Annotated in this window: 10 protein-coding genes and 1 pseudogene; 8 read left to right on the top strand and 3 right to left on the bottom strand. The window is 61.2% G+C overall.

Features of this window, described 5'->3' with window-relative positions; genetic code table 11:
- Window positions 1-164: 164 nt before the first annotated feature.
- Entirely contained in the window at window positions 165-1,622 is a 1,458-nt protein-coding gene (locus AC5RV3_RS08670; RefSeq protein WP_494121764.1) for an aspartate aminotransferase family protein, read from the bottom strand.
- An 83-nt stretch (window positions 1,623-1,705) separates the two neighbouring features.
- On the bottom strand, window positions 1,706-2,626 hold the full coding sequence (locus AC5RV3_RS08665; protein ID WP_494121763.1) for a LysR family transcriptional regulator: 921 nt from the start codon (window positions 2,624-2,626) through the stop codon (window positions 1,706-1,708).
- Window positions 2,627-2,797: 171 nt separating this feature from the next.
- Here AC5RV3_RS08665 and AC5RV3_RS08660 point away from each other — a divergent pair, with 171 nt between their 5' ends.
- Both AC5RV3_RS08660 and AC5RV3_RS08655 read left to right on the top strand, forming a co-directional pair.
- Window positions 2,798-4,291, top strand: coding sequence for an APC family permease (locus AC5RV3_RS08660; RefSeq protein ID WP_494121762.1), 1,494 nt, complete (start codon window positions 2,798-2,800; stop codon window positions 4,289-4,291).
- 169 nt (window positions 4,292-4,460) lie between these two features.
- On the top strand, window positions 4,461-5,942 hold the full coding sequence (locus AC5RV3_RS08655) for an aldehyde dehydrogenase family protein (RefSeq protein WP_241914798.1): 1,482 nt from the start codon (window positions 4,461-4,463) through the stop codon (window positions 5,940-5,942).
- Between the two features lie 265 nt (window positions 5,943-6,207).
- Here AC5RV3_RS08655 and AC5RV3_RS08650 read toward each other — a convergent pair whose 3' ends face one another.
- Entirely contained in the window at window positions 6,208-8,370 is a 2,163-nt protein-coding gene (locus AC5RV3_RS08650; protein ID WP_494121761.1) for a KAP family NTPase, read from the bottom strand.
- Window positions 8,371-9,437: 1,067 nt separating this feature from the next.
- On the opposite strand from AC5RV3_RS08650, the gene AC5RV3_RS08645 reads away from it, so the two are divergent.
- The 6 genes and pseudogenes from AC5RV3_RS08645 to AC5RV3_RS08620 all read left to right on the top strand — a co-directional run bounded on the left by AC5RV3_RS08645 (window position 9,438) and on the right by AC5RV3_RS08620 (window position 21,338).
- Window positions 9,438-10,616, top strand: coding sequence for a TRAFAC clade GTPase domain-containing protein (locus AC5RV3_RS08645; RefSeq protein WP_494121760.1), 1,179 nt, complete (start codon window positions 9,438-9,440; stop codon window positions 10,614-10,616).
- Window positions 10,617-11,184: 568 nt separating this feature from the next.
- Window positions 11,185-12,426 carry a DUF6361 family protein gene (locus tag AC5RV3_RS08640; protein WP_494121759.1) on the top strand — a complete coding sequence of 414 codons (1,242 nt, stop codon included), beginning with the start codon at window positions 11,185-11,187 and terminating at the stop codon, window positions 12,424-12,426.
- Window positions 12,426-14,306, top strand: a complete 1,881-nt coding sequence (locus tag AC5RV3_RS08635; protein WP_494121758.1) for a phospholipase D family protein — start codon at window positions 12,426-12,428, stop codon at window positions 14,304-14,306. Before AC5RV3_RS08640 ends, AC5RV3_RS08635 begins: the two co-directional genes overlap by 1 nt.
- Window positions 14,303-17,557 (top strand): DEAD/DEAH box helicase, encoded by a 3,255-nt coding sequence (locus AC5RV3_RS08630; RefSeq protein WP_494121757.1) that lies wholly within the window; start codon window positions 14,303-14,305, stop codon window positions 17,555-17,557. Before AC5RV3_RS08635 ends, AC5RV3_RS08630 begins: the two co-directional genes overlap by 4 nt.
- A 99-nt stretch (window positions 17,558-17,656) precedes the next feature.
- Window positions 17,657-19,111 (top strand): DUF2971 domain-containing protein, encoded by a 1,455-nt coding sequence (locus AC5RV3_RS08625; protein ID WP_494121756.1) that lies wholly within the window; start codon window positions 17,657-17,659, stop codon window positions 19,109-19,111.
- A 1,647-nt stretch (window positions 19,112-20,758) separates the two neighbouring features.
- A pseudogene (locus AC5RV3_RS08620) lies at window positions 20,759-21,338 on the top strand (dihydrofolate reductase family protein).
- The last annotated feature ends 91 nt before the right edge of the window (window positions 21,339-21,429 follow it).

The raw sequence follows: 21,429 nt of genomic DNA, 5'->3' as shown, positions 1-21,429 counted from the left end.
CGCTTTAACCTCTGGGCCCCGAAGCCGCCGGCACGATGAAACTTCATCGACCCGAATGTGAGGACCACGAAGACCGCCAGAAACGGATAGTCAGCCCCGATAAAGAGACGAGCAGATCGCGCCTCAGCGGAAGATCTGCTCGTCTCAAGCAACGAACGGACAGCCTACACTGCGTGGGCGATCGGCCGGGGCTCCTTGGTCACGCTCTCGGATTCGATGTCCGAGACGATGGACTTCAGGGTCTCGATCAATCCGCTGATGTCTTGGTCGGTCATAGCCAGGGATAAGGACATCTCTCCCCGGTGCACGGGAAAGTATCCGCGGTTGGCCAATTCCAGGGAGATGGTCTGTGTCTTGTCACCGTCTACAAGTCGCCAGTAGTCACGATGTGTACGCACGACTTCCCCGGGAGAGGTCATATAGGCGTAGCCCAAGTGAGAGAATCCCCAACCGTGGATCCGGAACGGGCTATTGCGTCCCTGGCTCCAAGCGTTGAGCTCCGTGGTGATTCGCTGCGCATGCCCATTCAATTTGGTGAAGGCTCCTTCAGTGAGTTCGGTCAGGCACGCGGCACCGGCCACTACCGAGAGCTTGTGACCGTGGTGGGTTCCGGAGATGCTGACCCGCCCGTCCTCCAGGGCATTCATGATCTCTGCGCTGCCGCCTACCGCGCCGAGTGGCAGGCCACCACCGATGATCTTGCCCATAACGGTCAGGTCCGGGGTGATCCCGTAGCGGCCCTGCAGCCCGTGGTATCCGGCGCGCAGGCTGATGGTCTCGTCGAAAATCAGGACAATCCCCAGTTCCCGCGTGACATTCCGCAACATCTGCACGAATTCCTGATCCAGCGCCACCATGCCACCTGCTCCGCTCTGCAGTTCCAGGATCAGACAGGCCAACTCCTGGCTATGAGCCCGGAGGAGTGACTCGGTGCCGGCCAGATCATTCTGGGTCAGCACAAGGACGTTGTCCATGTTCGCGGAGGGGATGCCACCGCTGTCTGGAACAGCCACCGGGGCTGCGGCATCGCCCCCGTTCTCCGGGGTGGGGTGCGCGGAGATCTGTAGCATGTCGCTGAAGCCGTGGTACCCGCCTTCAAACTTCGCAATCCGGGTGCGGCCCGTGGTGGCTCGCGCCAATCGGATGGCCGTCATACAAGACTCAGTAGCAGAACAAGAGAACTGTACCTTCTCCACCGAGGGGATCCGCTCTATGAGCATCTGAGCCAGGGCGCCTTCCTGGGCGCCCGGGTTCCCAAAGGAGATGCCATTGGGAATGGCATCCATCAGAGCCGACGTCAGCGCCGGGTGATGGTGTCCCAAGACATTCACGGTGTAGTTGTTATTTAAATCCAGCAGTCTGTTTCCGTCGACAGTTTCAATGTAGGCACCCTCGCCGCGAGTCACGAAGACCGCGTGGGGGCCAAAGTTGAAGGAGTTCCGGCTGTATCCGCCCGGAACCGACCGGCGGCTTTCCTCGGTCATCCGGCCGGACACCGAGAACCGCTCGATGAATGTTTGCTGTGCTTGCTGGAGCGAAAGTGCCGCCACAGTGAACCTCTTCTCGATGGAATGCAGCCCCAGGGCTGCCTGCTTGTCGTTCCATCCTCGGTTCGCTCTCATGTGGCGGGCAATCACGAAAACTCGAACGCATCTTCGCAAGACCAGAACGCCCCGACGTCGCCCCACGCGGCTGCTCTGCCGGGTCAGTCGACGAGGGACTCGGCCTCTGGCAATTCGTCGATGTGGTCGCGGACCACAGACTGGGTCACTTCTAACAGTTCGGGGATCATTGAATTCGTGTTGCCTCGACGCCAGACGAAGGCCTGGACACTGGCCGGGCCATCAGAGAGAGGGACGAAGCGGACGCCGGGGTGGTGGAAGGTTCGAGTGGCCGAGGCCGGATAGGTGTCGATCGCTCCCGAGTAAGCTACCGCCGAAAGACTCTCGTTCAGGGTCCGGACCAGGGCACCGGTGCGCCCGGGGGCCCCGCGCGCCCCGGCGAGAGTCCAGAAATGAGCCCATTCGGCTGGCGTCGTGTCCCCGGCGACTGCGAAGGGTTGATCGATGATGTCTTCCACCTGTAAGGATGTGGCCGCGCCGAAGGGTCCCGCGACCGCGACAGCGGCGTAGAGCCGCTCCTTGAAGAGCGGCCTGACCTCGAACCGCTGGTCGTCGATCGGCATGCGAAAGAAGGCGACGTCCACCACGCCGGATCCCAGGTCTTCGAACTGGGTGCTCATGGACAACTCCGTGAACTCCAGTCGGGTCTGCGGGAAGGCAGCGGCAAAGGCTCCGAAGACCCGGTGCGTGAGTTCGCCCAGAGCCTCTCCGAAGAAACCGATGCTCAGGTGCTCGGTGGCGCTCCGGGCGATGGATTGGGTCTGAGTGCGCAGCAGGTCTAACTGGTCCAGGATCCTGCGGGCCTCGCGAACGAAATGAGCCCCGGCCGGGGTTATCAGCACCTGATGAGGTGTCCGTTCGAACAGCTTGACGTCCAGCCTGGACTCAAGCCGGCGGATTTGGGTGCTTAGCGCGGACGCGGCGATGTGCTCCAAGTCGGCGGCCCGGCCGAAATGCAATGTCTCGGCCACCCGCACCACGTACTGCAGCTGCCGAATCTCCATCGTCAGTCCGCCCTGCCTTTCGTCCCAGTTGCCGATCCGTGGCTTCTCACGTTCAAGAATCGCGAACGCGCCTTCTCAGAGTGTTCGTTGTCATGCACCGGTGGTTCCCGGAGCATGGAAGATCACAGATACGCGACAACCTGCCAGTCTCTACCCACTCTAGAGGTATCCATGAAAACATCATCCCCGTCGAGCGCACGGTCAGCGCGGCAAACATCGGCGGTCTCCACTCAGTTGCAGGCGGGTTCCGTCGGGACCGCCGGCATTGTGTTCTTCGTGGTCGCGGCTGCCGCACCGCTGGCCGCTACGCTGGGGGCCGGTCCGGTGGTATTCATGTTTGCCGGACCCGCTGCCCCAGCCATGTACCTGATCGCTGCCTTGGCGCTCCTGCTCTTCGCCTTCGGCTTTTCCGCCATGAGCAAGTTCGTCACCAATGCCGGAGGATTCGCGGCCTTTATCTCCTGGGGCATGGGCCGCTGGGCCGGTTACGCTGCAGCCGGAATTGCCCTGCTGGCTTACCTCGCCATGTTCATGGGGATATCTGCCCAATTCGCCACGTTCACCTCTGATCTATTTGACCGGTTCCTGGGCTTCCACGTTCCATGGCAAGCCACGCTGCTGGTCGGCGTGGTCGTCATCGGCCTGCTCGCCTACCGGGACATACGCGTATCCACCGTGCTCTTGGGAATCATGCTGGTCCTGGAAGTCCTGTTTCTGCTCGTCTTCGACCTCGCAGTACTGGTGCAAGGCGGTGCCGAAGGTATCAACGCTGCTTCCTTCAACCCAGCCGACATCTTCAGCCCAACCACTGGCTTAGCCCTGCTCTTTGCGTTCGCCTGCTTTGTCGGCTTCGAAGCGACCATTCTGTACGGAGAAGAGGCGAGAGAGCCCAAGAAGTCTGTCCCTCGGGCCACGTACATTGCCGTCATCGTGATCGGCGTGGCTTACACCCTCACTATGTGGGCTCTGGCGCTCGCCTACGGGGTCAACGACGTACAGGACGCCGCTTTGGCTGACCCAGTCAACTTTGTACTGGCCCCAGTCACCGATTACCTCGGGGGGTGGGCGGCAACGGTCATGGAACTGCTCGTGGTCACCAGCCTGCTGGCGGTGCTGCTGTCCTTCCACAATGCGATAAACCGCTATGTGTTCTCCTTGGGGCGGTCTGGCTTCCTGCCGAAGTCGCTCGGCCACTCCCATGCCCGCCACCGGAGCCCCAGCCGTGCCAGCGTGCTGGTCACGATCACCATTGCCATTCTGCTGGTGCTGTTCATATTGACAGGACAGGACCCCTTCGCGGTCCTGTACATGTGGATGATTGGGCTCGGCACACTCGGCCTCTTGCTGTTGCAAGCCGCAGGTGCCGCCGCCGTCATCGTATTCCTGCGACGGCGGTCAGCCGAAGTGAACCTGTGGGCGCGCCTCGTGGCCCCGCTGATAGGTGGAGCCATGCTCGTCGTCGCCGTGGTATTGGCCGTCACGAACTTTAGCGCCCTGATCGACACGGAGGGGGCCGTGTCCGTGATCCTCCCGGGCCTCTATCTGGTCGCCATAAGCGCCGGCTTGCTCATCGGTGCTCTACGGCCCGTCGAGGACCTACGCACCGAGCATGACCCGGAGGCCGCGGATGTGGCACGAAGCGAGACCTCGAAATCCCATTCGTGATGACCTCCTCGAAGCAGTTCCTTGGTCGGGCGGGGAGCTGCCCCCGTGGCAGCGGAGGTCGGAACTCCGCTGATTGCGAATCGGCTTACCACGCCCCGTTATCTTAGAGACGATCAGGAGAGTGCCGCCGCCCCCCGCGGCGCCCTTCCTACCTGAAGGAGAAAGACAAATGACTGCGACTGCAGAGACTATTACGACCCCCGCGACCTTCGCCGGACAGCCGGTGAACCTGCAGTTCATCGGCGGCGAGTGGCGCGAGGGCCGTTCGGAGAAGGTGAACACGGACGTCAACCCGTTTGACGACTCGGTGGTGGCCGAAATCCGCCAGGCCTCGAGCCAAGACCTGGACGAGGCCTACCGCGCCGCCGAGGCGGCCCAGCCCGGTTGGGCCGCCACCGCACCGTCCGAGCGCGCGAAGATTATCCGCCGCGCCGGGGACCTCCTCGAGGAGCACCGCGGGGAGATCGTGTCCTGGCTGGTGAAGGAGTCCGGCTCAACGGTGCTCAAGGCCAACATCGAGGTCTCCCTGGCCGCAGGCATCACCCAGGAGTCCGCCTCGTTCCCCACCCGCGTGCACGGCACCATCCATCCCTCGAACACCCCAGACCGGGAAATGCGGGTCTACCGCAAGCCGGTCGGCGTTGTGGGTGTGATCAGCCCGTGGAACTTCCCGCTGCACCTGTCCCAGCGCTCGGTCGCCCCCGCGCTGGCGCTGGGCAACGCCGTCGTCATCAAGCCAGCCTCGGACACCCCCGTGACGGGCGGCCTGCTGATCGCCCGGATCTTCGAGGAGGCCGGCCTCCCGGCCGGTGTGCTGTCCGTGGTGGCCGGCGCCGGCTCGGAGATCGGCGATGAGTTTGTCGCCCACCCGGTGCCGCGGCTGATCTCCTTCACCGGATCGACGCCGGTGGGCCAGAACGTGGGCAAGGTCGCCACCTCCGGGGAGCACCTGAAGAAGACCTCCCTGGAACTGGGCGGCAACGCCCCGCTGGTGGTCTTGGATGACGCGGACCTCGACGCCGCCGTCGGCCAGGCCGTGCCCGGCACCTTCCTGCACTCGGGCCAGATCTGCATGTCCGTGAACCGGATCATCGTCCAGGCGCCGGTCTACGACGAGTTCGTTCAGAAGTTCTCCGGCGCCGCGAAGTCCGTGCCGTTCGGCGATCCGAGCCAGGAAGGCACCCTGGTCGGTCCGGTGGTCAACGACTCCCAGCTGGAGGGCCTGAAGGCCAAGATCGCCGGAGCCAAGGAGGCCGGCGCCCGTGTGGTCGCCGGAGGCGACATCGTGGGCCGGGTAGTCCCGCCGCACGTGTTCGCCGACGTCACTCCGGACATGGAGATTGCCCGCGAAGAGATCTTCGGCCCCATGGTCGCGATTCTCAAGGCCGACGACGAGGAGCACGCGCTGGCCCTGGCCAACGACCACGTCTACGGGCTGTCCTCGGCCGTGTTCACCCAGAACCTGGACCGCGGCGTGCGCTTCGCCCAGCGGGTCAAGGCCGGGATGACCTTCGTCAACGAGATGACCGTTCAGGACGAGGCCCACGTGGCCTTCGGCGGCGAACGCAACTCCGGGCTGGGCCGCTTCAACGGCGAATGGGCCATCGAGGAGTTCACCACCGCCCACACCATCGGCGTCAAACGTCTCTGAACACCTCCCCACCAAAGGCTGCCCGCCCGGACACATCGTCTAGGCGGGCAGCCTTCCTGTTTCTCGAGTGACAGCAGTTATAGAGCATGGACTGCACCTGAATCCGCAGCCCAAGCAGGAACGGGGATTCGGTCCCACACTCAGTCGATGGCCGCGCTTCTAGAGGTTATTTGGCTACGGAACGTGGTCGGTTTTGTTTTGCCGTCTAAGGTTTCCGCTCGGGGTGAGACGGGGACGAACGTCTCGAGATGAGATGTGTCGCGGATTATGAGTTGCTTCCGCTGACTTCTTTGGGGTCGGATCCTTCCGGCGTGATGAGCTGTCTGGCGAATTGCCTTCGGTATCGCCAACCCGTGTCGGGGCAATCGCTCACATCTCTCCTCTCGACTGACCGTGCCTCGAACCCGGTAATCTTCGTAAAGAGCGCCCCCGAGAACGACGCATATGAGGGTCGTCCTGAGCCTCCGATTACGTAGGAGAAGCTGACGAGCCTCGCCGCTATGTCATCCAAAGAGAAGTCTTTAGACTCCAATCCGCTCGAAATGTCGGTCTGGAACTTACCCATGGTTGGCGACTCAGCGACGACGTCGTAAAGGAAACTGTTGCCTGCCAGAGCCCCTGCCTCGTCGCCCTGGCGGAGGTCATCCAGTAAGACCGACGACAGTCTGTCGGCCTCTCGGTATAGCGCTTCGCGAAGGGCCCGTGCAGTCTCATCTTTGAGCGTGTCCACGTCCCGGCTTGCGGTCGTAATTACGTGGGTGCGGCGGTGGAAATTGGTGCATGCCGACAGCGCGCGGTCGACTTTGCTATTGGGTTCGGCGTCGACAAGGCGCCGGAGCAGCGTAGCCGCCCAATACGTTAGGTGGAGCAAATTAGAAGTCAGAGAGCTCAGTCGGTCTTCTGCCTCATTAACAAGCGTCATGGCGACGGCTAGCAACTCCAGTGTGACTGGACCGGAGGGGCCTTCGTGGTATGGCAACTCTTCGATATCTGGGTATCGCGAGCGGATCTTGCTCAGCGTCAACGTCACCTGTGATTCGTCGTTTGCGGAGAGTAGCGAATGTAGGGCGGCACTGTCGGCGACGGCCGCCTTCTCGAGTGCTCGGCTGACTACGGCGTCGGGTACGTCACCTTCGGGGATGGCCTGGGCGAGGTACCGATCGAAGTAGTCGGGATGCGCGAAGCGTCCGGGCGTAGCGCGGGAAGGGCTCGGGCCGCGAGTCGCAGGAAAGAGGGTGGCTAGGACCGCGCGGGCATCACGACGATCCACCTCGCGATCTAGGACTTCAAAAAGAGGATTCCAGTCGGGTTGCGTCTCCTCGCGTTGGCCGAAACTCACTATCGAAGGAGACGAGCGCGTTAGTTCACTCTTCCACGACTGTAGCTGGGCGAAGGTGTCAGGAAATTGCACCTTGAGGAAGACGGACAAGATGAGATCAACATCGTTCATCTCGCTTAGATCGTGGATCCGGAACTGCTCGCGAACTTGTGCGAGGAATCGCTGGATGGCGCGCGGTGTAGTGAGTTGAGAAGGCATGATGGACAGGATGATGTCGCCGAACCGGTGCTTGTCGAAACCTGTCTCGACGCGTTCGAGGGTCAAAATTTCCGTCAGCCCGGCGTTCAGCATCTTTACGATCTGACTCGTCAGAAGGGGTGGAATACTCAGTGGATACTGGACGATCTTCTCCATGAACGCCCGCGCTCTAACCTTCGAAACGTTGGACTGACCCGGGTTCTGCAAGGTCTCGATGAGAGTCTGTTCATCGTAAGCCAAGAGGAAGTCGACGCCGGGGAAGCGGCCAAGCAGGCGCACTACCTTAAGGAGGTCGAATAGTTCGCCTGGCTGGAGACGGTCAATGTCATCGACGACGACCAGCACCGGTGTGCCGAGGGCCCGAAGTTCTGTCGCGATCTCCTTGAAGGCGACATTCCACGGTTTCGACAGGCGGGTCTCAACACTTCTAGTCGCCTCGACAAGTGCTGATCCCGCGACGGGAATCAAAGCAGCAAACGGCCGGGCTATGTCAGCGTAAGCACTGATCAGGTTACGCAGGTTCTTGTTCTTACTCGACTTGGGCTCAACGGTCGCAAGAGCGGAAAAGAACTCGGAAAGTAATCCCTCAGTTCCCGATGTTGCCCAAGGGGTAAATGACACGACATGCCAGCGGCGTTCTTCGAAGTCCGTGAGGAAGTTGGTGATCAAGGCGATGACTGAGGACTTGCCGCAGCCCCAAGGACCCTCTAGGCCATAGACGACGCTGGATTCCGGGGAGTGGTTCTCGTTGATTAGCCGCGCTGCACGTTGTGCTACGGGTGCACGCTGGAGCGTGTCCTGGTCGGCTGTTGAGATCGGATCGTCTCGCCACCCCAACCACGGCTGTCCTTCATCGGCGATCGGATGGTGCTCCTCCACGGGTGGTTTCACATCTAGAGTCTAGGTGTAGCTGGTCAACTACCGGCTTCATTGCACATTCGCTGAGAAGTTATTCCGCTACGGAACGTGGTGGAATTTAGGTTTGCGGTCTAACCTCTGGGGTGGCGTTTTGGTTCGGCATCCGGACTATCTCCGGCCAGATACGGGCCCTTTGAGGCAGCGTAACAAGCCCGCGTCTCGCGTTAAGGCGCGGGCTTGTTCTCTGTCTACCCCAGTTCCGGAGAGACCAAGTTGAGGCGCGCAATTAATTAACGTATGCGATGTTGAATTTCCGCGCGAACTAAATCGGCAAAATGCTTAGGGACCGCAGAATCACTATTTTCAGTGGTTAGCCAGTAGGTGCCCGTTAGGCGACCATAGTCATTGAAGTCGACGTGCGCGTTCCAATTAGAGAGGCCAGTATTGGACCTCACGCCGAGAACTATTGCCATACCGGTGACGACTGCACCCCTGACCCGCGGCGTCCGTCGTGCGGCTTCTTGAACTATCTCTGCGAAGTCCGCCGACGTTAGAGCATCATCGAATTGCAAAGGAGAGCTTCTTCGACGCCTAGTCTCTTGAGCATCACGATAAATCCCTCTGGCTACTATGCTAGTTAAGGCAACTCCACCGCTCACTAAAAATTTCTCCAGTAACCCCAAGTTGCATCCGATGTGGGGCCTTCAACTGAAGTCAGTACTCAGACTTCAGAGGGGACATCCCTTATTTAGGTATTTGTCTGCCGGGACCTTGAAGGGCCCGAGATATCGAGCGGTTGCGGGTCCTGGCGCTATGCTACAGCGAGCAGGTCGCAGATCCGTGCAAGGTGTGCGCAGTGGTGTTTTCATAGTCAATGAGAACCGATAGGTCAAAGTTATTCGGGTACGAAACGTGGCGCCGTACACAGCCAGCCGGATCCGAGTCGGGGGCCAGCTACGGTCCGGCCATGTTCATCGCCGGGTCCGCAGTTGCGACGCGGCGGGCGCTTGACTGGCTCTTACGAAGCACCCGGCCAAGTCTGCGGATTGCTCACGAGTCCAATCTCTAGGGGAGATGTCACTCCTGTGTAAGCTCCTGATATGCCAGTAAATAGAGCGGGAGAGCAGCACATTGCAGTGTTCGGCGAGAGCGGGAGCGGCAAGACCGTCATGCTCTCCTCGTTCTACGGAGCCACGCAAGAGTCTCAGTACCTGCAGAAGAGTTTGTTCCATGTGGTGCCGGACGATATTGGCCAAGGCAATCGACTGCACAGAAATTACCTTGGGATGAAAAATTCGGCGCGACCACCTGAGGCGACCCGTTTTGCTGCCTCTTCCTATTCTTTCAAGATCAAGATGAAGGATGGGCTGAGACCAAGCAGAAGGGGCAGAGGTGCTACGCCTGTCGATGCCCTTCGCCTCGTCTGGCACGACTACCCGGGGGAGTGGTTCGAGGAGGAAGTAAACGGGTCTGAAGAGGCACAGCGCAAGGTTGACACGTTCAGGTCTTTGCTGGGATCTGACGTTGCCCTCTTGCTGGTGGACGGCCAACGGTTGCTGGACAACTCGGGCAAGGAAGAGCGATACCTGAAGTCCTTGTTGACCAATTTCCGCAACGGACTGCTTTCCCTGAAAGATGACCTATTAGAGGATGGCCAGCCTCTTGTGGTGTTTCCGCGCATCTGGATTATGGCGTTGTCCAAGTCCGATCTGCTGCCCGACCTAGATGTGTTCAAGTTCAGGGATCTCGTTATTGAGAAGTCCTCCGACGACATTGAGGAACTTCGGAAAGTTCTCGCTGGGCTAGTGGAAGATAGCGAGGCACTGTCTGTGGGTGAGGATTTCGTGCTGTTTTCGTCAGCGAAGTTCGACACAAACAAAATTGAGGTGAACAAGCGCGTTGGTCTGGAGTTGATCCTGCCGCTGGCCGCCATGCTCCCGTTAGAACGATATGCACGGTGGGCCCAAGCAAGGCGGATCCGTGGAAAAGTGGTAGAGAATCTGCTGGTCGGCACCGAATTCTTGGCCGCAGTGCTGATAGCGGGCGAGGGTCAGCCGCCTGGTCGGTTAGGCCAGTTGCTGAACCGTTTCGATGCCAATCGGGTGAAAGATGCGGCCCGGCTAGCTAGCGAAGCGGCGAAGCTGGCAGGAGACAAACTCAGAAAGATCAATTCTGAGGCGCGGGCGAAGCAGGACAATCTAAAAGCCACCCTGTCCGGTTTCCGGATGGACTTGGACAAGGGTGAAGAGGAGCAGACTCTTCTGAGGAGTCGTAGGTGAAGCTCATCTGGGCCACGCGTGGACGAACCTGGGGATTTAGGTTTCTTCGAAACGGAGGAGTAGAGGATTTGCTCCTGGTCTACGACGAGGCCTTTGCTGGTGCCGAGGATGAGCGGGAGGTTTGTCGCCGTGTTGACAAAAAAGTGGCACTTCGTTTTCCCGACCCAGAAGGGCGGCAAGACAGGGCGGGCCGAGTAATCTCGCACGATTTCGTAGTTTTTGAGCCGCTGGCCGATCGGCTCCACTCGGCGGAGGACGGGAGGAAATTGGTCTGGCCCGCGGTTGCCGACGAATTCGCACGGGTCTGGGAAAGGACCGATCCACCCTCGGCAAGAGAAGCGTAGTCGTGGTTTAACTATCGCGATGTCCGTGAGGATGATTGACGGTGGAACCTCATTGGATTTCGACATCTTAGTAGGTTCCTTGACTCAAGTGGAAGGTGTGGACGTAAGCGAAGATTTCCGCATCTATGTTGGCAGGTCCTTGTCTACGATGCTGAGACTGGACTATTAAGACAGCGCAGTGAGTCGACCAGTAAGTTGTCGGAGAAGGTCGGCATAATTTCGGTATGACGAGTTCATTCGCGTGGCTCGCCGTCGACCCCGAACAGCGTCGACGGATGATGGAAGCGGTCGAGCTGTTCCGTGATCAGGGAACGATCGATGACCTCGGCATCGGCGCCATTCGGGACGGGATCAGCGACACCTTGTTCCCCGGCACCTCGACGTTGCACACCCGTCTGCGCTACGTACTCTTCGTGTCCTGGCTTCTTGAGATCGCCGCACAGAAGGATACGGCCGAGCAGATGGGCTGGGCGTTCCATGACGTTGAGCGGGACTTTATCGACTCTCTCAAGCGGGGAATGGGCGACACCAAGGAAGGCATTATCGGCCGCCGCGCTGGACGGAACCTGCAACGCGTACCGAGCGCCATTTATTGGGGAGCGCTGATCTCCTGGGGCATTGCCGATAGGGGTCTCTCGGTCCAGGGGTACTTCCGTCGTTGCGTGCTGCGCAGCGATCAGTTGCGATCCGCGCCGCGACAGGAGGAGCTCGACACCCGGATCGACCTCACCCCGACCGGCATCGTGCCGAGTCTTCCCTCCCCGCCGCAAGGCTTGCTGAAGAGCGCGACCTTCGATCTCCGACACGAGGAGGCCTCTTTCTTGGCCGAGACGATTACTCGCTCCTGCGCCGGCACTCTGCTGGCGCACCTCGTGCACCATCGGCCGGTCACGTGGACAGACGCCAACTCCGCGCCAACGTACCTGTGGGACTTAGAGGTGCGCCGGGACCTGCCGCAGAACCTCCTGGAGCTAGTCGATCTCGCGGAGCGTTTCAGTCTGGTCATCCAAGGCGCAAATTTGCTCTACAACCTGCTGCTCGCAGAGGCGACATCCGGCAACGCCGAGCGCCACCAAGGCGATCTGGTCGATCTCTACCGGGACGAGCTGGCGGAGTGGGCCGACCAGGTCAACGAGATCCGCCCGCTCGACGCCTCTGATCACCGTGCGATCGCTCGGCTCATGAAGGACCGTCGCCGCGCCTTCACGCCGTCGACTCAGAAATTCCTCACCTCCTGGTTCGACCTCGCGCGCGCACCTAGCGCCGTCGCAAGCAGCGATGTGGCCCGCCGGCTAGTGCAGCAGCGCGAGTCTGCCGTCAAGCACGGCCGCGCACGGCTTCGTCCAGGGAACTCGAAGGCTCTCGATGCCTGGGGCGGATCATCCGGCGTGGACCGGATCGGGTTCCGCTGGATCCATGCTCGACGACACCTGCAGGACATCTACGACGGGCTGGGGGCCGCCTGATGCTGAATCCCGACACCGCTGTCCTGCTCACCGACGCGCTGTATCCGCCGCCCGGCTTCGAGGTCGACGTCGCAGTCGTGACGACCTACTCGTTGGACCTCACCGCGATGCTCATCGCCCCGATGACTTTCGCCCTTGGCAACGTTGACGACGCACGTGCCATCGGATCCGGTGATCCCGTGCAGATGCTGGACGCGGTCAAACGGCACATCGGCCATACGACCGTCTTTTGCCAAGCCGCCGCCATTCACGTTCCAGCAACCCACAGCCGTATCCACGCCTTCCTTGAGGACAGCATCTTCCAGGTCGAACCTCCGACCAAGGACGCACTGTTCCACCCGAAGGTATGGGTGCTCCGTTTTATTCGCCGTTCCGACGGCGCCCTACACCATCGTGTGGTCGTCGCCAGCCGAAACCTCACCCTCGACAGCTCCTGGGACACCGCCCTCGTCCTCGACGAGGGGCCGCGAGGCACGATCGAGGCCGCTCCCGCCGCGGACTTCGTCGCCCAGCTTCCAACTCTCTGCACCGACGAACTGCCCGAAGCCCGCACCACCGCGATCAAAGGCCTTTGCACCACGCTCCGCACAGTGCGGCTTGACGCGCCAGAACCGTTCACGGGGGGCGTGCTGCTCCCGCTCGGCCTTACCGCCGACAGTTCCTGGCCGTTCACCGAGCGCTCTGACCGGATACTCGCGATTAGTCCGTTCCTGACCGCAGGTACCCTAGAGCGCTTGCGTTCGACGACGTCTGAAGCGATCCTCCTCAGCCGCGCCGAGTCGCTCGACCAGGTCGGCGCTCGGGGCACCACAGGCTGGGATCTTCAGATACTCTCCTCTGGCGTCGACTTAACCGAGGATTCCGAACAGGAGACTGGCGCCGCCGTTGATGAGGCCGGCGCAAGCCCGAGCCACGATCCCGCTCCGACCTTCGGCACAGAACTCACGGGCCTTCATGCCAAGACCGTCGTCATCGATCATTCCCGCGGCCGTTCGACGATTGTCACCGGTAGTGCCAACATCACTGCCGCAGCTTGGGAGCGGAACGTCGAGTTCGACGCTGTTCTCACCGGGCCCACCACCACCTGCGGCGTCGAGGCTGTTGTGGGGCGAAAGTCCAAGGAGCCCGGGCTCCAGATGATTATGGAGCCCTACACGCCGGCAACTGAAGACCCGACCGAGGACCCGAAGATCGCCACCAAGTACTTGCTTGAGGACTTCCAGCGTGAGCTCGCGCGGTCGGATCCCCGTCCGCGGCTCGACGTCATCCCGCGCGACGAAGCGTCCGTCTCGGCACGCCTGACCTTCACCCTCCCGGCCGAACTGCCGGGCGAAAGCGAGATCTGGCTGTCGACCGTCCCCGGTCAGCGGCGGCCTCTCGACAAGACCACGACCTGGGACATCGCGATCGAGAACATCACCCCGTTCGTCGCGATCGAGACCACCGCCGGCACGGGGGCGGCCCGAGTCACCCGACGGTGCCTGATCATGGTGCCAATCATCGGTGATCCGCTTGAGCGCAGGCAGCGAGCCCTCGCTGGCATACTGAACAGCTCGGAGCGTGTCCTTCGGTATCTGGCGTTCCTGCTCGGCATCGACGATGGTCGCCGGCCGGTCGCCTTCGACCGCGACGAAGACACCATCGGAATCCCTGTTGGCGAGGCCGGTACCACGGCCTCTCACGCCGATTCGCCACCGCCGATCGTGCTCTTCGAACCGCTCGTTCGCGCGGTCGGTTCGGACATCGACCGCCTCGCTTCGGTCGCCGAACAGATCGCCGAGATTCGGGCACTCCCGGAGGCAGAGACCCTGATACCCGCCGAGTTCTTGCAGATGTGGGATGTCGTGCTCAGCGTTGTCCGCACTCGGAGGAAGGCATGACCGCCATCGACCTTGATACGGCACGTCCAAATGTCGACGCGATGCTCTCTGGTCTGAAGCCGTTCCAGCGGGCGACGGTGGAGCACGCCTTTCACCGACTCTGGCTAGCCGAGGACCGGGTCGACAGGTTCCTCGTCGCCGACGAGGTCGGGCTCGGCAAGACCCTCGTCGCAAAAGGCGTCGCCGCCCTCGCGATCGACCACCTCTGGGATACCCTCAAGCCGCTCACGATTGTGTACATCTGCTCCAACAGCCAGATCGCACGGCAGAACCTGCAGCGCCTGCGCGACCTGACCGGTGGCGAGACGCAGGACAATGCTGACCGCCTGACCCTGCTGCCAAAGACGATGGGTCGCGCGGACCGGCAACGGCTGAATGTAATCTCCTTCACCCCGGGGACATCTTTCCGGCTCGGCGCTGCCACCGGCAAGGTACAGGAAAGAGCACTGCTGCACTGGATGCTTAGTCAGGTACTCGGTCGCGAAAATCTGAATGGAAAGAGCGCAACGCGCTACTTCGCGTGCGATGTGGGCTTCGAACGTTTCGAGTCCCGCCTGACTTTGGAAAGCAGCCGCCCCGATCTCGACCCTCAGCTCATGCGTGATTTCGAAGAGTACCTGCGTACCAGCCCTGGCCCCATCGGGAGTTCATTGTTAAACGACCTGATCGAGGATCTCGGCACTTGGAGAGGCAAACCAGCCCAATCCACAGACATGGTGCGTCGCCGACGTACCATGATCGGCGCGCTACGGATCGCCATGGCCCAGGCAGCGGTCAACTGTCTCTCGCCGGACCTCGTCATCCTCGACGAGTTTCAGAGGTTTAAGGACCTCTTCCCGTCTGTAGGAGCAGATGAACAGCCCCTGAATGACGCCCAGCGACTCGCGCAACGAATTATCACCAGCCCCGGCACGAAGTCGCTCATCCTGTCGGCGACTCCATACAAGATGTTCACCCTGCCCGACGAACCCTCTGGCGAGGACCACCACCGGGACTTCCATGCCACGATCGGCTTTCTAGCGGGCCCCGAGCCCGCTGAACGCGTCACGACGCTCCTGTCCGAGGTCCGCAAGGGCATGCTTCTCGGCACGACTGAGGGCCGTCGAACCGCGGAGCAGGCGACCGCTGCGGTTTCGGCCGAGCTCCGCCGCGTCATGTCGCGCACCGAGCGGCTTCGAGCCACCGCGAAGCAGGACGGCATGCTAGTCGAGAAGCACCTGCCTCCGCTCGAACTGCACCCCTCGGATCTGCATGTCTGGATGGCAAGCGACAACATCGCCCGTCAGGTGCAGGGCCACGACGTCTTTGAGTACTGGCGGTCCGCCTCCTACCCGTTCAACTTCATGGAGCGGTCTTCGTACCAGGTCGCGAGCCGGGTCCTCAGTGCCGCAGAGGACGACGAGCCGGAACTCGCTGCGTTGCTCGCCTCCCACCGCCACGGACTGCTGTCCGGCAAGGACATACAGAGCTATCGGAAGCTGGACCCCGGCAACCCGAAGATGCGAGCTCTCATAGACGACACGATGGATCGCGGAGTCTGGCGTCTCGCTTGGATGCCGCCCTCGATGCCCTACCTTGAGCCCGGTGGTGCGTTCGCCGCCGAAGGCGTTCAGACCTTCACCAAGCGACTCGTATTCTCCGCGTGGAGTGTCGTTCCCAAGACCATCGCCGCGATGGTCAGCTACGAGACCGAGCGCCGACTGGTCGAGTCCTCCGGCAGGCTTGGCAACGTAAATCCACACCGCTACGATGCCCGCCGCCCGAGTCCGCTGCTCCGGTTCGGTTGGGACGCTCAACGGGACCGCCCGGCGAATCTGCCGAGCCTCGCGCTGCTCCACCCGTCCGTCGCGCTAGCCAGACTCGGAGATCCGCTCGAGGTCGCACGCTCCTTAAGAGCCTCGCTCCCGCTGGACCCCCAGCGCATCCTCGACGAGGTCACAGCCCGCATCCAACGAGAACTCAATGCTCTCGACCTGCCGCTCACAGAGGCCGACGGGCCCGGCCCCGGCCGCGCTTGGTACGGCGTCGCTCCCTACCTCCTCGACCGGGCGCTCGCGCTTGAGGACCACGGGCTGCTCGGCGCGTTCCATGTGGGTGAGCGTGAGGATGACTCCACTTCCCGACTTGCCGATCACCTTGCCTTTGCCTCCGATCCGGACTTTGCGAAGCTCGGTCCGGTGCCTGACGATCTTGCTCGGGTCCTCGCGCTTGCGGCAGTCGCCGGACCTGGCGTCTGTGCACTTCGCGCCCTCGGCCGCGCCACCGGTGGCGTCGTCTCCTGGACCGAGGAGCCAGTCCGCAGGGCCGCGCTGCGTGTCTCCCGCGGCCTTGTCTCGCTGTTCAACCGGCCTGAGATCATGGCCGCCGTCCGCGGCGCCGAGACCGAGGCGGCCGAGACCGAAAGCGGGGGTTACTGGCTTCAGGTCCTTCGTTACTGCGCCGACGGCAACCTACAGGCCGTGCTCGACGAGTACGTGCACACCTTGATCGATTCCCAGGGATACGCTGCTGACGAACCATTGGACCGCGCCCTACCGCTGGCAAAACACGTAGCAGCAACGGCGACCATTCGAACGACGGAGAACGTGGTGCACGACTTGGACTCCCGGAAGGGACACATCTCCATCAATCAGCAGCGTATGCACTCGCACATCGCCGTTCGCTTCGGCCGGAGCCAGACGTCGGATGCTGCCGACGCACGCGAGACTTCTGTCCGTGACAGCTTCAATTCACCGTTTTGGCCGTTCGTCCTGGCCAGCACGTCGGTGGGACAGGAAGGGCTGGACTTCCACACCTACAGCCACTCTGTCGTGCACTGGAACCTTCCCAGTAATCCTGTCGATCTCGAGCAGCGCGAGGGGCGTGTGCACCGGTACAAGGGGCACGCGATTCGTAAGAACGTCGCGGCCGTTCACGGAGCAGCGGCCCTAGACCCGGCCTTCGACGATCCTTGGAAGTCGTTGTTCGATGCCGCCGAGGCCGCGGAGCCTCCCGGCAGCTCACTCATGAGCCCGTACTGGGTGTTCGAAGGTGAGGCTGCGATAGAGCGTTACGTCCCCGCGATGCCCCTTAGCCGAGAGGCGCAACAGTACCGCCGCCTGCAAAGGACGCTCGGGGCGTACCGCTCGGTGATGGGGCAGCCCCGTCAGGAGGACCTCATCCAACTGCTCGGACCGGACGCTGAATGGCCAGTCATCGACCTGACGCCGAGGCCGGACCACACTTCAGAGCGAACAAGTCGTCGAATTTAGGTTTGCTGTGTAGTTGGGTTGCGGTCTAACGCCTAGCGCTAATGGCCCGCAATGCCAGTAGTAAGGTAGCGTGATTGGGCTGTTAGAAACGGGGGTACCTTGAGCAGCGTTGACGAACCCGATGAATCTCTTGAGCAGGAGTTCGCCGCCGCTCAAAAAGTGCTGACGTCGAGCCTCTATCACTACACCTCGTCGGACGCTGCCATTCTGGGAATTCTTGCCAATCGAAGTATCCGGATGTCGCCTTTCCAAGGGACGAACGACCTTTGGGAGTCTCGGCCCCTTTTGCCGAACCTTGAGGGCAATCTTAGCCACGGCGAGTCCACTCACGGGGACGTCTTCAGCATCCTCTGGGAAGACATCGATCGCTACATTCGGGGATACTCGAAGGTAGCGTGCTTCACCCAAGACTGGGCATTGCCGGATTCGGTAATGCAGCCAGATACGCTCCGTGGGTGGGCCCACTTGTCACTGTGGGCGCATTACGGGGCCGGGCATACCGGTGTGTGTCTTCGGTTCGACCGTGACCGGCTTGTAGCCGCTTTTGAGGCTGCGCGGGAAAACGCTATTCATCAATTCCACGGGCCGGTCCGGTATCGCAGAGCGGAATATGGAGTCGGACCCCATGGTATTAACCTTGAGCAGGCTGAAGAGTTCGGAATCGATGCCGTCGCGCTTCGATACGCACACGTTCATCGCGACCGAGTCTTTTTCCGCAAGCACGCCGATTGGGCCAGTGAGTCCGAATTTAGATTGGTCCGAACAGACCTGTCCACCGAATCGTACTATTTTGACATCACTAACGCCCTCACTGGCGTCGTGTTGGGAGATGCATTCCCGAACGATCGGATTCCGGCCCTGCTCAAGATGCTGACTGGCTTCGACGACGTGGAACTGCTGCAGGCTCGGTTCCACAACCGATTTCTTCATCTGTTCCCTAGGGAAACGCATGTTGAGCCCGAGCCCGCGCTCAGGTCCATCCCGGCGACCGCCTCGACCATCCCACCGCGACGATCAGGCGACCTCGCCCAGAGGCTGAGCTCACTCGAAGAGGTAGAACGGATCGCTGATATCGACCATGAGACAGCGATGCAGGTTGCTGCGCCTGTGCTCCGGATGTGGCATGAAGGACTGGTAGAGCGGCCTGAGCTGTACGCAAACTGGCCGGGAGTTGTTTTCAACTTTTTCCCTCAATCAACTGCGATACCGCCGAACGCCCGGCGGAGGAGACCGGGCGTTCCGGGCGAGGTTATCGCCTACGAGGCTGGGCTGATGATGGTCGGTGAGAACCAACCACAGCACAGCTTCACTTTGGTCATGGCAATCGCTCTCCAGATTATGCCGAACGGTGCGGGGCGACTGCACGCGTGCATTACGACGGAAGAGTGGAGAAGTGGAGGCAACAATCAACAGGAGCTCTACCGGGACCTGCGCGAAGCGGACCCCGACGAACTCCTGGAAGCGTCACGCCAAGTGCTGACGAGCATCATCAACGCACTACCAGATGCTCGATCAAAGTTCGACGAACTGCGTGAGGAGCGCACCGGAAGTTAGCTACCTGGGGATCTGTCGAGGATCGCCCCCAGAGGTTGTTCGGCTACGGAATTTAGGTTTGCGCTCTAACTTCTGAAGGTGTGGTGTGGGCGACCCCTTCCTGGCGGTTAGCCGTACCAGTGGTGACCAGATCTCGGGTTTTGGTTATCGACTTCAAGCGATCTAATCTTCTTGCACGGAAAGGAGAACCAATGGACCTCGAAGACGCTCCCCACGGTGAATGCATTAGTTGTGGAGCCACTACTTTTTTGTGGTGCCAGGAAGTGAACAACTGGCACTGTACAAGTTGTGACACTGACTGCTCGTAGGTGCAGCGTAGGGGATTGACACCCGTGCTCGTGGTGCGACTGCCGGGCGCCGGTTTAGGGTGTCGGTCAACTGCACTGGAGCGATCAACCTTGCCACGGAGGGGCCCGCCTCTGCCGACTATACTCAACAAGAAGACAAGCTAAGTTGATAGGGGTGACATGGCACGACTGTCTCGACCTGTACATCTTTTATGTCAAGACGCATCGGAAAACGAGCCTGAAGTATTTTGGTCGGACAGTCGAAGACCCGTACTCTTACCAAGGATCTGGTGCTTACTGGACTCGGCATCTGGCTAAGTATGGTGACGATGTTTCGACTGTGATAGTCGGAACCTATTACGACGATGTTGAATTGCGGACAGCGGCGAAGAACTTCTCCTCGACGAATCGCGTAGCAGAGAGTACCGAGTGGGCCAATCTGCTTCCCGAGAACGGTGATGAGGCCGGTGAAGGTTGGAATCCAACGCATAACTACGCATCCCGCATAGCAGCATTAGACGCTTCGTTGGAGCGGCAATCTCACTCCGGGTATCGCGTTGCCGAGCGAACCTCCAACAGTTACGCACCACGGCCGAGTAATGGTTACGTAAGTGCGGGAAGAGAAGATCCCGCCCGGCAAATAAACTGGCATCGTTGGGTACTCGGAGCCGTGGCCGTCTTCATAGCTATCTGGATATTTACACTGCATAGTCAGACCCAGGAACGCAAGGAACACGCTGAGTCCTACAAACAGTCACAGACACTTGGCTCTGTTACGTGTCGAGAACAATCCCGAGACTGCTGGAACGACGCAGTAACCAGTGTTATTGGGGACATAAAGCAGACAGATTACGCGCTCTGGGACGCCTGCCGCAGTGCGGCTCGGAACGCCTTCACTGACTCCTGGGCGGATGGAGCGGCGGGCACTCCACCTAACGCGCGCGGCAGTGCAAAGGCAACAAACGGGCGATGTCAGGTCAAGGTCACACTGGAACCCGGCAAGGTTCGGGGTGTGTTTACCCGGCTTGCAGAATAATCACAGAAACTAGCTTCAACGAGTTCTTGCCCAAACAGTAGCGCGGTGTACTCCATACTGCCTCGCAAGAGTGGTTACGCCGACGCCGTTCGCGCGGGCTGTTCGCATAGCGTCCACTTCCTTGTCGGCGAGCCGTGTTCGAGGTTTTTTGGGACTGCCTCTTTAATTCGACGAACCCGCGCCTTGGTCGCGTCCTAATGGATGTGACCAAGGCGCTGCAGTTTAAGTGGGCAGCTGGCCGCTGCCGGTCGATTGATTTCTTCCCAGGAGCGGCAGCTCACGACACGCTACATTTTGGGGCAACCCCAAGCAGAAGAGGGCCCTGTGGGCAAGGTGGTCATGTACAGCTCGGTGTCGGTGGACGGCTTCGTCGCGGACGAGAACGACCAGCCCGGACCGCTGTTCGACTGGTTGTCCAGCGGTGACGTCCCGTTGGACGACAGCGGCGGGGTGAAGGTGTCGCAGGCGTCCTACGACTACACCCGGCCGTACTGGAACCAGATCGGGGCGACACTCGTCGGGCGCCACGTCTTCGACCTGACGGACGGCTGGGACGGGAAGCCTCCGGGCGGGATCGACCACGTCGTGGTCGTGACGCACCGGCCGAAGCCCGAGGGCTGGGACCCCGAGGCGCCGTTTCACTTCGTCGACGGCGTCGAGGCAGCCGTCGCCAAGGCGCAGGAGCTTGCGGGTGACCGCATCGTCGAGGTCGCCGCTGGCGACGTCGGTGGCCAGGTGCTTGCCGCGGGCCTGGTCGACGAGGTGCGCATGGACGTCGTACCCGTCGTGTTCGGGTCCGGCAAGTTCTACTTCGGGTCGGTCCGCGCACAGCACCTTTTGGAGGATCCCGACGTGGATTCAGGGCAACCGGGTGCTCCACCTGCGCTACCGGGTGCGCCAGTGACCGATCCGGGCGAGCACGCGAAGAAGTCCGCTGCAGACGATGAGACAAGATCGGGGCCTCCGGCTCCGTTTGCGCATCGCTGTCTCTGGCC

This window comes from Arthrobacter sp. Y3221114, assembly GCF_059092625.1.
Note: the sequence above shows the minus strand (reverse complement) of the source record. Positions and strands in the feature narration are given on the sequence as shown.

What these genes read in the sequence shown, in the direction of transcription:
- AC5RV3_RS08670 (WP_494121764.1), bottom strand. Translation starts at nt 1,622, where the DNA reads ATGAGAGCGAACCGAGGATGGAACGACAAGCAGGCAGCCCTGGGGCTG.
- AC5RV3_RS08665 (WP_494121763.1), bottom strand. Translation starts at nt 2,626, where the DNA reads ATGGAGATTCGGCAGCTGCAGTACGTGGTGCGGGTGGCCGAGACATTG.
- AC5RV3_RS08660 (WP_494121762.1), top strand. Translation starts at nt 2,798, where the DNA reads ATGAAAACATCATCCCCGTCGAGCGCACGGTCAGCGCGGCAAACATCG.
- AC5RV3_RS08655 (WP_241914798.1), top strand. Translation starts at nt 4,461, where the DNA reads ATGACTGCGACTGCAGAGACTATTACGACCCCCGCGACCTTCGCCGGA.
- AC5RV3_RS08645 (WP_494121760.1), top strand. Translation starts at nt 9,438, where the DNA reads ATGCCAGTAAATAGAGCGGGAGAGCAGCACATTGCAGTGTTCGGCGAG.
- AC5RV3_RS08640 (WP_494121759.1), top strand. Translation starts at nt 11,185, where the DNA reads ATGACGAGTTCATTCGCGTGGCTCGCCGTCGACCCCGAACAGCGTCGA.
- AC5RV3_RS08635 (WP_494121758.1), top strand. Translation starts at nt 12,426, where the DNA reads ATGCTGAATCCCGACACCGCTGTCCTGCTCACCGACGCGCTGTATCCG.
- AC5RV3_RS08630 (WP_494121757.1), top strand. Translation starts at nt 14,303, where the DNA reads ATGACCGCCATCGACCTTGATACGGCACGTCCAAATGTCGACGCGATG.